A 14,393-nucleotide genomic window follows, 5' to 3' on the forward strand; every position below is an offset into this window, starting at 1 on the left:
AACCCGCCACCCATCCCCATGACCACTGAAGAAATGGACTACGTGTTCGGCATGCCCTACGCGCGTATTCCGCACCCGGCGTATGGCAAAGAGCGCATTCCGGCCTACGAGATGATCCGTTTCTCGGTGAACATCATGCGTGGCTGCTTCGGTGGCTGCACCTTCTGCTCGATCACCGAGCACGAAGGCCGCATCATCCAGAACCGCTCGCACGAGTCGATCCTGCACGAGATCGAGGAGATGCGCGACAAGGTGCCGGGCTTCACCGGCGTGGTCTCTGACCTTGGCGGCCCGACCGCCAACATGTACCGCATCGCCTGCAAAAGCCACGAAATCGAGAAGCACTGCCGCAAGCCGTCGTGCGTGTTCCCTGGCATCTGTGAAAACCTCAACACCGACCACAGCTCGCTGATCGAGCTGTACCGCAAGGCCCGTGCCCTGCCGGGTGTGAAGAAGATCCTGATTGCCTCGGGCCTGCGCTACGACCTGGCCGTGGAATCGCCGGAATACGTCAAGGAGCTGGTGACCCACCACGTGGGCGGTTACCTGAAGATTGCCCCGGAGCACACCGAGCGTGGCCCGCTGGACAAGATGATGAAGCCGGGCATCGGCACCTACGACCGCTTCAAGCGCATGTTCGAGAAGTACTCGAAAGAAGCGGGCAAGGAGCAGTACCTGATTCCGTACTTCATCGCGGCGCACCCGGGCACCACCGACGAAGACATGATGAACCTGGCCCTGTGGCTCAAGGGCAACGGCTTCCGCGCCGACCAGGTGCAGGCGTTTTACCCGTCGCCAATGGCCTCGGCCACGGCCATGTACCATTCGGGCAAGAACCCGCTGCGCAAGGTGACCTACAAGAGCGAAGGCGTGGAAATCGTCAAGAGCGACGAGCAGCGCCGCCTGCACAAGGCGTTCCTGCGTTACCACGACCCGAAAGGTTGGCCGATGCTGCGTGAAGCGCTGGAGCGCATGGGCCGGGCCGACCTGATCGGTCCGGGCAAGCACCAGCTGATCCCGCTGCACCAGCCGCAGAGTGACACCTACCAGAGCGCGCGTCGCAAGAACTCGACCCCGGCTGGCAGCCACAAGGTGGGCAAGGAACAGAAGATCCTTACCCAGCACACTGGCCTGCCGCCGCGTGGCAGCGATGGCAGCAAGCCGTGGGACAAGCGCGAGCAGGCCAAGGCCGACGCGTTTGCCCGCAACCAGCAGGCGGCCAAGGAGCGCAAGGAAGCAGCCAAGGGTGGTAAGGGCAGCGGCAAGAAACCGCGCCAGCCTGTCATCCCGCGTTGATTTCTGGGGCCGCCTTGCGGCCCAATCGCCGGCAAGCCAGCTCCCACAGGTACAGCGCAAGCCTTGGCTTTTGTGCATTGGCTGAGGGAGTTGGCTCCCCGGCACAGCGCCAGCCTTGGCCTTCGTGCAATCCCTGTGGGAGCTGGCTTGCTGGCGATTGGGCTGCAAAGCAGCCCCTGTATCAGCTTTAGTCGGGCCTTTTGTCGACCCACTTCGGCGCCACCGGCGCGACAAAGCTGTCCATGCCGTCCAGCAGCTCATCCGGCAGCTGCCCCAGCAGCAACATCGCCCGGTGCTGCGGGCGCACGAAGCCTTCTTCGACAACGTGATCGAGGAACCCGCCCAGCTTCTCGTAGAAGCCGTTCACATCCAGCAGGCCCAGCGGCTTGGCGTGATAGCCCAGTTGCCCCCAGGTCCAGACTTCAAACAATTCTTCCAGCGTACCCAGCCCACCCGGCAGGGCGATGAAGGCATCGCTCAGCTCGGCCATGCGGGCCTTGCGTGCATGCATGCCGTCGACTACTTCCAGGCGGGTCAGGCCTTTATGGCCGACCTCGGCATCCAGCAGGCTTTGCGGGATGATCCCGACCACGTCACCACCCGCAGCCATCGCTGCGTCGGCAACCACCCCCATCAGGCCGACTGCACCACCGCCGTAGACCAAGGTCAGACCCCGACGCGCAATGGCCTGGCCAAGCGCGACGGCTGCTTCACGGTAGGCAGGGTTGGCGCCGATGCTGGCGCCGCAGAATACACAAACGGAACGTACGGGCATTGCTCATCTCCTGTCACTCAGGTGGACAGGGTACGGCGCACGCACGCTGCTTCCAAGGTAGCATTCATTCCGGGCGGGAGAATTCGCAGATGGCGCCCGTAGCCCCGTGGGCATAGGCGGCGAGCAGGCTGTTGATAAATGCGGAGATGGGCATTTGGTATTGCTCCTAAATGAGAGGTTGTCCCATCGTCTATTAAAAGGGCATGATGTGCCCTTAGATTGGTTGTATACAATCCATTGAACAATTCTACTGACTGACCACTTGACACCCCCTTGACCCATATCAGCGAGGGGAGGAACGGTTTCAGGCAGTCTCGCAATTGATAAAACCCTGCCAAGGAGATTCATGATGTTTGCGAAAGCTGTAGCGGTATCCCTGCTGACCCTCGCCAGCGCCTCTGTCTTCGCCGCCGAGTGCTCGGTAACGGTCGAGTCGACCGACCAGATGTCGTACACCACCAAAGAATTCACCGTCGACAAGAGCTGCAAGGAATTCACCGTCAAACTGACCCACTCCGGCAACCTGCCGAAGAACGTCATGGGCCATAACCTGGTGATCAGCAAGACTGCCGACATGCAGGGCATTGCCACCGAAGGCATGACCCAGGGCATCGAGAAGGGTTATCTGAAAGAAGATAACGCCAACATCATTGCCCACACCGCGATGATCGGTGCGCCGGAAAAAGAAACCGAAGTCAAATTCGACACTTCCAAGCTGGAAGCCGGTGGTGACTACAGCTTCTTCTGCACCTTCCCGGGCCACATCTCGATGATGAAGGGCAAGGTTGTAGTCAAGTAATCAAGGCCTGATGCCCGACTTTGTGGGAGCGGGTTTACCCGCTCCCACAGTTCACCCACAGGCCTTTCTACATTGATCAAGGGGCGAAAGGCAGTTCGCGCTTGTGCTGGGTCTTGCGGTAGGTGGCGACGATGATGTCGAATGCTGCCTGGTCAACCGGTTGCCCATGCAGGAACGCGTCGATCTGCTGGTAGGTCACGCCATGCGACGCTTCGTCCGGCTTGCCCGGCTCCAGGTCTTCCAGGTCCGCAGTCGGCACCTTCTCCACCAGTGATTCCGGCGCACCAAAGCTGCGCGCAATGGCCCGTACCTGATTTTTCACCAGCCCGCTCAGCGGCGCCAGGTCGCAGGCACCGTCACCAAACTTGGTAAAGAAGCCCATCACCGCCTCGGCGGCGTGGTCGGTGCCGATCACCAGGCCTGCGCGGGCGCCGGCGATGGTGTACTGGGCGACCATGCGCGTGCGCGCCTTGACGTTGCCGACCACGAAGTCGACCAAGGTTGGCGAGCCGTTCTTCAGTGCTTCAACTTCATTCGCCAGCGCCCGCACTGCCGGGGCGATGTCCACGGTGTGCAGTTCATCGGCATTGATCACTTCCAGGCACGCCTGGGCGTCATGCTCGTCGTGCTGCACTTGATACGGCAGGCGTACCGCAATGAAGGTGTAGGCCTTGTCCCCGGTTTCGGCGCGCAGTTCGTTGATGGCGCGCTGGGCGAGCAGGGCCGCGGTCAGCGAGTCGACGCCGCCGCTGATGCCCAGCACCAGGGTCTTGAGCCGGGCATTGGCCAGGCAGTCCTTGATGAACGCCACGCGGCGGGCGACTTCGGCCTCGAGCGCGGCGGCGTCGGCGAATGGCGGCTGGACCTTCAGCGCCTGGGCAATCTCTAGCTGAACCGCTTGCATGGGTTACTCCTTGCTGGGGACTTTGAATACATGGCGCAGGTAGGCGACGAAGTTCTCGTCGCGGCACTGGGTCTTGGCGGCCTCATCGGAAATCTTGGCCACCGGTGCACCGTTGCAGTCGGTCATTTTAAGCACGATGCTCATCGGTGCCACACCTGGAATGTCGCAGGTCAGGTTGGTGCCGATGCCAAAGCTGACATTGATGCGACCGCGCAGGGCACGGAATATCTCGAGGGCCCGGGTAAGGTTGAGCCCGTCGGAGAACACCAGGGTCTTGGTCATCGGGTCGATACCCAGCTTCTGATAGTGCGCTATGGCCTTTTCGGCCCATGCCACTGGCTCGCCCGAGTCGTGGCGCAGGCCGTCGAACAGCTTGGCGAAGTACAGGTCGAAGTCGCTGAGGAATGCATCCATGGTGATGCAGTCGGTCAGGGCGATACCGAGCAGGCCGCGGTACTCGCGGACCCAGCAGTCCAGGGCGGCGATCTGGCTGTCGATCAGCCGTGGGCCGAGCTGCTGATGGGCCATGATCCACTCGTGGGCCATGGTGCCCAGCGGCTTGATGTCCAGTTTCCATGCCAGATCGACATTGCTGGTACCGACAAAGCGGCCCGGGAAATCGTCGCGCAGCACGCGTACCACTTCTTCCTGCACACGGCTGGAAAAGCGCCGGCGGGTACCGAAGTCGGCCACCTGCAGTTCGGCCAGCTCGTCGTCGCTGGCGTGCGCGCGCAGCCAGTCGAACTTGCGGTAGAGCTGGTCGCGGGCCTCGGCCAGGCGCAGGCGCGGGTGCAGATGGCGGTTGCGTACTTCGCTGATGATTGCCAGCAGCGGCACTTCGAACAGGATCACATGCAGCCACGGGCCTTTCAGGCGCAGGAACAGCTGGTCGTTTTCAATGCCGATGCGCACGTAACGAAGGTTGAAGCGGAACAGGCGCAGAAAACGCAGGAAGTCCGGCTTGAGGAAGCTGATGCGTTCGAGAAAGCCCAGCTGGCCATCATCGAGGGTGAGGTCGCTGAGCAGTTCGAGCTGGTTGCGGATCTCGCCGAGGTAGGGGCGCAGGTCCTCGCCGTTGCGGCAGCGGAACTCCCATTCGACGTCAGCGTCAGGGTAGTTGTGCAGCACGCCCTGCATCATGGTGAGTTTGTAGAAGTCGGTGTCGAGCAGGTTGTGCACGATGCGCTCGGCAAATGCGCTTTCGCTCATCAAGGGGGCTCCGGAAGCGGCGAATGGCGGACATTGTGCCAGCCTTTTTGGGCTGGTAGTGCCTGGGCTGGCCTCTTCGCGGGTGAACCCGCTCCCACAGAGGCCGTGGACCGGCCAAAACAGAGGTGTTTTTCCGTGCACCGGCTAGCCTTCAAACGGTGCCGCCTGTAGCAGTCGCGCACCAGTGGTGTGCACTTCGGTGACGTCTGCTGTTACAGGGCGGTTGCACGTAAACACTTGTCAGGGTTGCAATGATGGCACTCGACGGTTGCTCCTTGTCTGTACGGGTGGTAGCGCCTGCCGCGTGGCAGACGGTTGCACGCTCAGTAAAGAAAAGGCCGTCGGTCGCCTGCAGGCGACCCGCGCAGTGTGTTTTCCCGGAAGACAAAACCTATGGCACGGCCCTTGCTCTGAGCACAGGGCTGAGAAGTTGTAGTGCCAACCAAAAAAAACTCTAGGAGCACCACCTCATGTCGCAGACGTTTTACAAGAAAGGTTTCCTGGCACTGGCCGTGGCTACGGCACTGGGTGTTTCTTCGTATGTTCAGGCCGACGTCAAGATCGGCGTAGCGGGCCCCATGACCGGGGCAAACGCAGCGTTTGGCGAGCAGTACATGAAAGGTGCGCAGGCAGCGGCCGACAAGATCAACGCCGCCGGTGGCGTCAACGGCGAGAAAATCGTCCTGGTCAAAGGCGATGACGCCTGCGAACCGAAGCAGGCCGTGGCTGTGGCCAACCGCCTGGTCGACCAGGACAAGGTCATCGGCGTGGTAGGGCATTTCTGCTCCTCCAATACCATCCCGGCCTCCGAGGTGTATGACGAAGCTGGCGTAATCGCCATTACCCCGGGCTCTACCAACCCGCAGGTCACCGAGCGTGGGCTTAGCGCCATGTTCCGGATGTGCGGCCGTGACGATCAGCAGGGCATCGTCGCCGGTGACTACATTGTCGATGTGCTCAAGGGCAAGAAAGTCGCGGTGCTGCACGACAAGGACACTTATGGCCAAGGCCTGGCCGATGCGACCAAGGCGCAGTTGACCAAACGCGGAGTCACGCCGGTGCTGTATGAAGGCCTGACCCGCGGCGAGAAAGACTTCAGCGCCGTGGTCACCAAGATCCGCTCCACCGGTGCCGACGTGGTGTACTTCGGCGGCCTGCACCCGGAAGCCGGCCCGCTGGTCCGCCAGCTGCGCGAGCAGGGCCTGAAGGACGTCAAGTTCATGTCCGACGACGGCATCGTCACCGACGAACTGGTGTCCACCGCCGGTGGTGCGCAGTACGTTGATGGCGTCTACATGACCTTCGGTGCCGACCCGCGCATGCTGCCCGACAGCAAGGCCGTGGTCGAGGAGTTCCGCAAGGCCGGTACCGAGCCTGAAGGCTACACCCTGTACGCCTATGCCTCGCTGCAGGCCTTGGCTGCTGCCTTCAATGGCTCGAAGTCGAACAAGGGCGAGGACGCGGCCAAGTGGCTCAAGGCCAACCCGGTGAAGACTGTGATGGGTGAGAAAAAGTGGGACAGCAAGGGCGACCTGACCGTGTCCGACTACGTGGTCTACCAGTGGGACAAGGACGGCAAGTACCACCAGCTGGAAAAACAAAAATAACAACGGCCAACGGCCCGGGCGCCTCGCGCCGGGCCGCAGCCCCGCGGTACCTGCCCTTATTCGGAGATCTGCACGGTTCTGCGCCGTATGAGGCCGCCTCATCCGTGGCCGGCGCCCGTGCAGTCTCAATCAGGTGAGATTGCGTTATGGATGGTATTTTCCTGCAGCAACTGGTCAACGGCCTGACCCTCGGGTCGGTCTATGGCCTGATCGCCATCGGCTACACAATGGTCTATGGCATTATCGGCATGATCAACTTCGCGCACGGCGAGGTGTATATGATTTCCGCGTACCTCGCGGCAATCAGCCTGGCATTGCTGGCTTACTTCGGTGTCGAATCGTTCCCCCTGCTGATGCTCGGCACCCTGTTGTTCACCATCGTGGTCACCGGTGTATACGGCTTCACCATCGAGCGCATCGCCTACAAACCCCTGCGCAACTCCACCCGCCTGGCCCCGCTGATCAGCGCCATCGGCATTTCACTGATCCTGCAGAACTACGCGCAGATCAGCCAGGGCGCCCGCCAGCAAGGCGTGCCAACCCTGCTTGAAGGCGCAATGCGTGTCGAAGTCGGCACCGGCTTCGTGCAACTGACCTACACCAAGATCTTCATCCTGGTGGCAGCGTTCCTGGGCATGGGCCTGCTTACCTATGTGATCAAGTACACCAAGCTCGGCCGCATGTGCCGCGCCACCCAGCAAGACCGCAAGATGGCCTCGATCCTGGGCATCAACACCGACCGGGTGATTTCCTATGTGTTCGTCATCGGTGCAGTGATGGCCGCCCTGGCTGGCGTGCTGATCACCATGAACTACGGCACCTTCGACTTCTACGCCGGCTTCATCATCGGCATCAAGGCGTTCACCGCTGCGGTGCTCGGCGGCATCGGCTCGCTGCCTGGCGCCATGCTTGGCGGGATCATCTTGGGGATTTCCGAGTCGCTGTTCTCCGGCCTGATCAACTCCGACTACAAGGACGTGTTCAGCTTCTCGCTGCTGGTGATGATCCTTATCTTCCGCCCACAAGGCCTGCTGGGTCGCCCGCTCGTGGCTAAGGTGTGAACATGTCCACTGCCAAAACTGCCCCTGTTTCCGAAACCAGCGGTTTCGATCTCAAACGCAGCCTGCTGGAGACCATCGTCGCCGGCCTGCTGGCGCTCATTGTCTTTGGCCCGGTCGTCGGCGTGGTGCTCGACGGCTACACCTTCAATGCCGAACCCCGCCGCGTGGCATGGCTGGTGGGTGGGGTGATGCTCGGCCGCTTCCTGCTCAGCCTGTATTTGCAGACGGGCGCCGGCCGCCGCATGCTCCAGGGCTTCGATAGTGGCGGCTCGGGCGTGCATGTGAACGCGCCGGACTACAAATCGCGGCTGCGCTACATCATCCCGGCACTGATCGTGATCGCCATCGTCTTCCCGATCTTTGCCAACAAGTACTTGCTGACCGTGGTCATCCTCGGCCTGATCTACGTGTTGCTGGGCCTTGGCCTGAACATCGTGGTAGGCCTGGCCGGCCTGCTGGACCTGGGTTACGTGGCGTTCTACGCCATTGGTGCCTACGGCCTGGCGCTGGGCTACCAGTACCTTGGCCTGGGCTTCTGGAGCGTGCTGCCGCTGGCGGCCATCGCTGCTGCGCTAGCGGGGTGCATACTGGGCTTCCCGGTGTTACGCATGCACGGTGACTACCTGGCCATCGTGACCCTGGGCTTTGGCGAGATCATCCGCCTGGTGCTGAACAACTGGCTGTCGTTCACCGGTGGCCCCAACGGCATGCCAGCGCCGTCGCCGACTTTCTTCGACCTGGAATTCGGCCGCCGGGCCAAGGATGGCGGGGTGCCGATCCATGAGTTCTTCGGCTTCGATTACAACGCCAACCTGAAGTTCGTGTTCATCTACGCGGTGCTGTTCATGGTGGTGCTGGCCGTTCTGTACATCAAGCACCGTCTGACCCGCATGCCGGTCGGCCGGGCCTGGGAAGCACTGCGTGAAGACGAGATCGCCTGCCGTTCGATGGGCCTCAACCACGTACTGGTCAAGCTTTCGGCCTTTACCCTGGGTGCCTCCACAGCCGGCCTTGCCGGGGTGTTTTTCGCCACCTACCAAGGCTTCGTCAACCCGTCGTCGTTCACCTTCTTCGAATCCGCGCTGATCCTTGCCATCGTGGTGCTGGGTGGCATGGGCTCGACCGTGGGCGTGGTCATCGCGGCGTTCGTGCTGACCGTGGCGCCCGAGCTGCTGCGCAGCTTCTCCGAGTACCGGGTGCTGCTGTTCGGCGTGCTGATGGTGCTGATGATGATCTGGCGACCGCGTGGGCTGATCCGCATCAGCCGTACCGGTGTGACCCCGCGTAAAGGAGTGGCGCCATGAGCGACGATATCATTCTATCGGTCGACAACCTGATGATGCAGTTCGGCGGCATCAAGGCGCTCAGCGACGTCAGCCTGAAGGTCCGGCGCAACCAGATCTTCGCCCTGATCGGCCCCAACGGCGCTGGCAAGACCACGGTGTTCAACTGCCTGACCGGCTTTTACAAGGCCAGCGGCGGGCGTATCGAGTTGAACGTGCGCGGCAGCCGGACCAACGTCATCCAGCTGCTTGGCGAGCGTTTCCAGGCCGCCGACTTCGTTTCGCCGGCGCGCTTTGTCAACCGCATGTACTACAAGATGTTTGGCGGTACCCACCTGGTCAACCGCGCCGGCCTGGCGCGCACCTTCCAGAACATTCGCCTGTTCAAGGAAATGTCGGTGGTGGAAAACCTGCTGGTCGCCCAGCACATGTGGGTCAACCGCAACCTGCTGGCCGGGGTGTTCAACACCAAGGCCTACCGCAAGGCTGAAAGCGACGCACTGGACCACGCGTTCTACTGGCTGGAAGTGGTCGACCTGGTCGACTGCGCCAACCGCCTGGCCGGCGAACTGTCGTACGGGCAGCAGCGCCGCCTGGAAATTGCCCGGGCCATGTGCACGCGGCCGAAGATCATTTGCCTGGACGAACCGGCAGCCGGGCTGAACCCACAGGAAACCGAGGCCCTCAGCCGCATGATCCGGGTGCTGCGTGACGAGCACGACATCACCGTGGTGCTGATCGAACACGATATGGGCATGGTCATGAGCATTTCGGACCACATCGTGGTGCTGGACCATGGCAACGTGATTGCCGAAGGCGCGCCGCTGGACATCCGCCACAACCCGACGGTGATCGCCGCCTACCTGGGTGCCGACGAAGAGGAACTGGTATGAGTGCACCCATTCTCGAGCTGAAGGACCTGGACGTGTTCTACGGGCCGATCCAGGCGCTGAAAAAAGTCTCCATGCACATCAACGAAGGCGAGACGGTAAGCCTGATTGGCGCTAACGGGGCGGGCAAGTCGACCCTGCTGATGTCGATTTTTGGCCAGCCGCGCGCGGCTTCCGGGCATATCGTGTACCGCGGCACCGACATCACCCGCAAGTCGTCGCACTACATCGCCTCCAACGGCATTGCCCAGTCGCCGGAAGGGCGCCGGGTGTTCCCCGACATGAGCGTCGAGGAAAACCTGATGATGGGTACCATCCCCATCGGCGACAAGCATGCCGCTGAAGACATGCAGCGCATGTACGAGCTGTTTCCGCGCTTGAAGGAGCGGCGTAATCAGCGGGCCATGACCATGTCGGGCGGCGAGCAGCAGATGCTGGCGATTGCCCGGGCGCTGATGAGCCGGCCGAAGTTGCTGCTGCTGGATGAGCCATCGCTGGGGCTGGCGCCGATCGTGGTCAAGCAGATCTTCTCGACCTTGCGCGAGCTGGCCAAGACCGGCATGACCATCTTCCTGGTGGAGCAGAACGCCAACCATGCGCTGAAGTTGTCGGACCGGGCTTATGTGATGGTCAACGGGCAGATCCGCATGACCGGGACGGGGCAGGAGCTGCTGGTCAATGAGGAAGTGCGCAACGCTTACCTTGGGGGGCATTGAGTTGTATCGGGGCTGCAACGCAGCCCCATTCTCAATGTGGACAACTTGTCGAAGGCCTCTCATCCTCCCCGCATTCATCCTACCGCAAGCCGTTGTTTCCAGAGGCCAGATGTTGTCCACGGTAAATGTGGAACCGCCTGTGGAAAACATGGTAGCACCTCGCTGAATCCCTTTGATGGCAAGGCTTGTAGGGCTGTGATCATTTTTTGATCAGATGCCCCCCTGTGGATGAATTCCCAGGATTATCAATGCCCTGCAAGCGCCGTGAGTGACGGCCAAATCCTGTGGATAACTCTGTGCAAAAACCTTGGACAGACGGCTGCAGGCGGCATGCTTGAAAGCCTTGCGCCATCATCTAGAAGATATCCACCGACCATCATTAGCTGAAAGGGTTCCGCGCGGTGGACAAGTTGCCCCCAATCCGTGGGGAAAGGCTTGTGGATAACATGCGCATAGCTGGCTGCGAGCCTTCTACTGCAAGGCTTTGCCGGATATGAACAAAAAATGACCAGCGGCCTGGATAACTTGCTGTCGGCGTCCGGCGCGGGCATGCTGCAAAACTGCCGACCACAACCCACCGTGAGGAACAGAGCATGACGTCCACCGTATTCATCACTGGCGCCACTTCAGGTTTTGGCGAGGCCACCGCGCGGCGCTTTGCCGAAGCGGGCTGGAAGCTGGTACTAACCGGCCGTCGCAAGGAACGCCTGGATGCCCTGTGTGCCGAACTGTCAGCCAAGACCGAAGTGCATGGCCTGGTGCTCGACGTACGTGACCGCAAAGCCATGGAGCAAGCCATCGGCAACCTGCCGGCCGGTTTCGAGAAAATTCGTGGCCTGGTCAACAATGCCGGCCTCGCGCTGGGTGTGGATGCCGCGCAGAACTGCAGCCTGGACGACTGGGAAACCATGGTCGACACCAACATCAAGGGCCTGATGTACACCACACGCCTGCTGCTGCCACGGCTGATCGCCCATGGCCGCGGGGCGTCGATTCTCAACGTCGGTTCGGTGGCGGGCAACTACCCGTACCCAGGCAGCAACGTGTATGGCGGTACCAAGGCCTTTGTCGGCCAGTTCTCGTTGAGCCTGCGCTGCGACCTGCGAGGCACGGGTGTGCGCGTGAGCAATATCGAACCGGGCCTGTGTGAAAGCGAGTTCTCGCTGGTGCGCTTCGGCGGGGATCAGGCCAAGTACGACGCTACCTATGCAGGCGCCGAACCGATCCAGCCGCAGGACATTGCCGAGACCATTTTCTGGATTCTCAACCAGCCGGCGCATATCAACATCAACAGCCTGGAGCTGATGCCGGTGAGCCAGGATTGGGCAGGGCTGTCGATCGACCGGTCGGTCAAGGGCTGATCCGAGGGCCAATGGTCGGCAAGCCAGGCCCCCACAGGTACACCACAGATTTTCAGAGCTGTGCAGCACCTGTGGGAGCCTGGCTTGCCGGCGATTCCGTCAGCCCAAGCGCTGCAACCCTTCCAGGCAGGTCGCCAAATGGTAGGGGGTTGTGGAAGGCATATCATGCCGGCTTACCGCCCCGTCACCATCGCGGCACTCGTACCAGCCCGCGTCCCGCAGGAACCTGGCCTCCAGCACCTGCAACTGCCCCGGCAACCTTGCCTCGCCCCCAGCCCGCAACACCAGCGCCCGCAGGTATTCCGCCTGTGCCCAGACGCGCTGGGTGGCATCAAGCACCTTGCCATCCACATCCAGCATCGCCAGCACCGCGCCCTGCTTGACCCCCTGCTGTTCGGCAAACCCGAAAGCCCGGTCGATGGACGCATGCAGCGGCGTGTCACGCAGCAGCGCCGAGGTGTGCAGCAAATAGAACCATTCGAACTGGTGCCCGGGTTCGAACCAGTTATCCACAGCGCCGAGTGGCTTTTCCAGCATCACGCCGTGGACCGGTTCGATGAAGTTTGCCTCAAGCGCTTCGCAGAGCTGTAGCAGCGACTGTCTGGCATGTTCGTCGTCACGTACGGCCAGCACCTGCAAGAAGGCCTCGGCCAGGTGCATCTGCGGATTTTGCAGCGCACCGCTGCCCAGGTCGCCCCAGTCTTCACCCAGGCTGGCCTCAAAAAGACCATCGTCGCGGGCGAACTGCTGGTTGATGATGTCCAGCGCGGCATCCAGGGTGGACTCGACCAGGTGCTCACGCACCTTGCCCCAGTAATGCGCGCAGGCGAAGACGATAAAGGCGTGGGTGTACAGGTCCTTGCGCCGGTCCAGCGGTTTGCCCTGGGCATCGATGCTATAGAACCAGCCACCGTGTTCGGCGTCGTGGAAGTGTTTTTGCAGCGAACGGAACAAGGCTGCCGCACGTTCTGCCGCGCCGGGTTGCCCGATGCGGCTGCTGAACAGGTACAGCTGGCGCGCGCAGGCCATGGCCCGGTAGCGCTGCACCGGCAAGGGCTGGTGCTGAGCGTCCAAGGCTTCGTAGGGCAGGGCCATGTCGGCATTCCAGCCCGGGCCTTGCCACATTGGCACGATGCATTCGGCGAAGTGCTGGGTGAAGCGGGCCAGTTCGGGCAGGGTAGGGCGGGGGTCGGACATTTCGGCGCTCGTCGCTGTCGGGCAGGGCGCCATGGTAGCAGAACTGCGGTTTTCGGTAGCCTGTGGCCGGCAAGCCAGCTGCCACAGGTTAGCGATCAGCTCCGGTTGCCAAGCCCCTGCCAATGCCGCGCCCCGACAAAGATGAAGCGCAGCTGCTGGGTGATCTTTTCCTGCGGCGTCAGCGCCTGTGGATAACCCGCATCGGGGCTGTCGATAAGCTCCGGCAGGGTAGCAAACACTGTCTTCACCACCAGGTCGGCCATCACCGCCAGCGCTGCGTTGTCCAGATGCTGCCAGCGCTTCATGCGTGCCAGGTCAGTGGCCAGGTCGTCGCTGATGTCCTGGCGCAGGCGCGCGATAGCCTGGCGCACGGCATGTGATCCGCCGTACTGCTCACGGGCCAGAAACAGGAACTGTGCACGGTGGGCGGCCACGACATCGAGGAAGATGCGCACCGATGCATCGGTAATGCCGCCCAGTTCGAATTCGTTTTGCCGCACCAGGCGGATGGTCTGGCGGAAGGTAGTGTCGATCTCGGCCACCAGGGCCAGGCCCAGGGCGTCCATGTCGGTAAAGTGTCGGTAGAAACCGGTGGGCACGATGCCGGCTGTCTTCGCCACTTCACGCAGGCTGATACTGCCGAAACCACGGCCACTCTCCATCAGCAGGCAGGCGGCATCGAGCAGGGCCTGGCGGGTCTGTAGTTTCTGTTCGGCGCGCGGCAGCATGTTGCGGGCTTCTATGACGGTAAGGCTGGGCACTCTAGATAAAAAAACAAAGCCCGGTCAATGGACCGGGCCTGGAGGGGAGCAAGCGTTGTGACAGAGGTTGTTCTTTTCGGCCATGGCGATCAGCTCACACGGCTGATTTCAACCAGGCGATCCGAGCCACCTTCGGCAACGCGGCCAGTGCGTTCGATCAGGCGATCCGAGCCACCTTCGGCAACGCGGCCAGTGCGTTCGATCAGGCGATCCGAGCCACCTTCGGCAACGCGGCCAGTGCGTTCGATCAGGCGATCCGAGCCACCTTCGGCAACGCGGCCAGTGCCGCTCGATCAGGCGATCTGAACCACCTTCGGCAACGGTTTTCAGCGGCTGGGCGATTTCGACAGCGCTGGAGTGTGATTCGGCGGTCAGGTGTTGCTCGCTGGCTGGCAGGGCAAAGGCATTGGCAGCCAGAAGGGACAGGGTCAGGCTCAGAAGATGGCGTTTCATGATTCGGTGCTCCTCTCGGGGGCTGGAAAGTGGGTACGAAGCCAATGCTACGCCGGGTAACGCCAGAGAGAAGTTCATACG

At 61.8% G+C, this 14,393-nt stretch carries 13 protein-coding genes and 1 pseudogene; 8 read left to right on the forward strand and 6 right to left on the reverse strand.

Annotated elements, in window-relative coordinates:
- A partial coding sequence (locus tag HP546_RS14975; protein ID WP_172226738.1) for a DUF3362 domain-containing protein occupies nt 1–1,296 on the forward strand: 1,296 nt, incomplete at its 5' end.
- A gap of 187 nt (nt 1,297–1,483) precedes the next feature.
- On the opposite strand, the gene HP546_RS14980 is transcribed toward HP546_RS14975, so the two are convergent.
- Complete coding sequence (locus tag HP546_RS14980; RefSeq protein WP_172226741.1) at nt 1,484–2,071, reverse strand: TIGR00730 family Rossman fold protein; 588 nt, start codon at nt 2,069–2,071, stop codon at nt 1,484–1,486.
- Nucleotides 2,072–2,420: 349 nt separating this feature from the next.
- Here HP546_RS14980 and azu point away from each other — a divergent pair, with 349 nt between their 5' ends.
- Nucleotides 2,421–2,870, forward strand: coding sequence for an azurin (azu, locus tag HP546_RS14985; RefSeq protein ID WP_084966628.1), 450 nt, complete (start codon nt 2,421–2,423; stop codon nt 2,868–2,870).
- 76 nt (nt 2,871–2,946) lie between these two features.
- On the opposite strand, the gene nadE is transcribed toward azu, so the two are convergent.
- Nucleotides 2,947–3,774, reverse strand: coding sequence for an ammonia-dependent NAD(+) synthetase (gene nadE, locus HP546_RS14990; protein ID WP_172226762.1), 828 nt, complete (start codon nt 3,772–3,774; stop codon nt 2,947–2,949).
- Nucleotides 3,775–3,777: 3 nt separating this feature from the next.
- Complete coding sequence (pncB, locus tag HP546_RS14995; RefSeq protein WP_172226765.1) at nt 3,778–4,983, reverse strand: nicotinate phosphoribosyltransferase; 1,206 nt, start codon at nt 4,981–4,983, stop codon at nt 3,778–3,780.
- Nucleotides 4,984–5,453: 470 nt separating this feature from the next.
- Here pncB and HP546_RS15000 point away from each other — a divergent pair, with 470 nt between their 5' ends.
- The 6 genes from HP546_RS15000 to HP546_RS15025 all read left to right on the forward strand — a co-directional run bounded on the left by HP546_RS15000 (nt 5,454) and on the right by HP546_RS15025 (nt 11,901).
- Complete coding sequence (locus tag HP546_RS15000) at nt 5,454–6,590, forward strand: branched-chain amino acid ABC transporter substrate-binding protein (protein WP_172226768.1); 1,137 nt, start codon at nt 5,454–5,456, stop codon at nt 6,588–6,590.
- A 146-nt stretch (nt 6,591–6,736) separates the two neighbouring features.
- The gene (locus HP546_RS15005) at nt 6,737–7,651 is read left to right on the forward strand and encodes a branched-chain amino acid ABC transporter permease LivH (protein ID WP_172226771.1); all 915 of its coding nucleotides are present in this window, start codon (nt 6,737–6,739) and stop codon (nt 7,649–7,651) included.
- 2 nt (nt 7,652–7,653) lie between these two features.
- Complete coding sequence (livM, locus tag HP546_RS15010) at nt 7,654–8,955, forward strand: high-affinity branched-chain amino acid ABC transporter permease LivM (protein ID WP_172226774.1); 1,302 nt, start codon at nt 7,654–7,656, stop codon at nt 8,953–8,955.
- Entirely contained in the window at nt 8,952–9,827 is an 876-nt protein-coding gene (locus HP546_RS15015) for an ABC transporter ATP-binding protein (RefSeq protein ID WP_172226777.1), read from the forward strand. Before livM ends, HP546_RS15015 begins: the two co-directional genes overlap by 4 nt.
- A complete protein-coding gene (locus HP546_RS15020; RefSeq protein WP_172226780.1) occupies nt 9,824–10,540 on the forward strand; it encodes an ABC transporter ATP-binding protein in 717 nt (238 codons plus the stop codon). The genes HP546_RS15015 and HP546_RS15020 overlap by 4 nt, the downstream gene beginning before the upstream one ends.
- A 593-nt stretch (nt 10,541–11,133) precedes the next feature.
- Nucleotides 11,134–11,901: an SDR family oxidoreductase gene (locus HP546_RS15025; RefSeq protein WP_172226783.1), complete on the forward strand. Its 768-nt coding sequence runs from the start codon at nt 11,134–11,136 to the stop codon at nt 11,899–11,901.
- Between the two features lie 99 nt (nt 11,902–12,000).
- Here the strand turns inward: HP546_RS15025 and HP546_RS15030 are convergent, their stop codons facing one another.
- From HP546_RS15030 to HP546_RS15040, 3 genes and pseudogenes are all read right to left on the reverse strand, one after another.
- Entirely contained in the window at nt 12,001–13,098 is a 1,098-nt protein-coding gene (locus tag HP546_RS15030; protein ID WP_172226786.1) for an AGE family epimerase/isomerase, read from the reverse strand.
- Between the two features lie 95 nt (nt 13,099–13,193).
- Nucleotides 13,194–13,826 (reverse strand): TetR family transcriptional regulator, encoded by a 633-nt coding sequence (locus HP546_RS15035; protein ID WP_172226789.1) that lies wholly within the window; start codon nt 13,824–13,826, stop codon nt 13,194–13,196.
- A 122-nt stretch (nt 13,827–13,948) separates the two neighbouring features.
- Nucleotides 13,949–14,312, reverse strand: a pseudogene (locus HP546_RS15040) (hypothetical protein).
- Nucleotides 14,313–14,393: the final 81 nt, after the last annotated feature.

The organism is Pseudomonas sp. CM25 (genome assembly GCF_013179705.1).
Taxonomy (GTDB): Bacteria; Pseudomonadota; Gammaproteobacteria; order Pseudomonadales; family Pseudomonadaceae; genus Aquipseudomonas.

Bases quoted from the DNA above. Each gene is read 5' to 3' on its own strand.
- HP546_RS14980 (WP_172226741.1), bottom strand. From the start codon at position 2,071: ATGCCCGTACGTTCCGTTTGTGTATTCTGCGGCGCCAGCATCGGCGCC.
- azu (WP_084966628.1), top strand. From the start codon at position 2,421: ATGTTTGCGAAAGCTGTAGCGGTATCCCTGCTGACCCTCGCCAGCGCC.
- nadE (WP_172226762.1), bottom strand. From the start codon at position 3,774: ATGCAAGCGGTTCAGCTAGAGATTGCCCAGGCGCTGAAGGTCCAGCCG.
- pncB (WP_172226765.1), bottom strand. From the start codon at position 4,983: ATGAGCGAAAGCGCATTTGCCGAGCGCATCGTGCACAACCTGCTCGAC.
- HP546_RS15000 (WP_172226768.1), top strand. From the start codon at position 5,454: ATGTCGCAGACGTTTTACAAGAAAGGTTTCCTGGCACTGGCCGTGGCT.
- HP546_RS15005 (WP_172226771.1), top strand. From the start codon at position 6,737: ATGGATGGTATTTTCCTGCAGCAACTGGTCAACGGCCTGACCCTCGGG.
- livM (WP_172226774.1), top strand. From the start codon at position 7,654: ATGTCCACTGCCAAAACTGCCCCTGTTTCCGAAACCAGCGGTTTCGAT.
- HP546_RS15015 (WP_172226777.1), top strand. From the start codon at position 8,952: ATGAGCGACGATATCATTCTATCGGTCGACAACCTGATGATGCAGTTC.
- HP546_RS15020 (WP_172226780.1), top strand. From the start codon at position 9,824: ATGAGTGCACCCATTCTCGAGCTGAAGGACCTGGACGTGTTCTACGGG.
- HP546_RS15025 (WP_172226783.1), top strand. From the start codon at position 11,134: ATGACGTCCACCGTATTCATCACTGGCGCCACTTCAGGTTTTGGCGAG.
- HP546_RS15030 (WP_172226786.1), bottom strand. From the start codon at position 13,098: ATGTCCGACCCCCGCCCTACCCTGCCCGAACTGGCCCGCTTCACCCAG.
- HP546_RS15035 (WP_172226789.1), bottom strand. From the start codon at position 13,826: ATGCTGCCGCGCGCCGAACAGAAACTACAGACCCGCCAGGCCCTGCTC.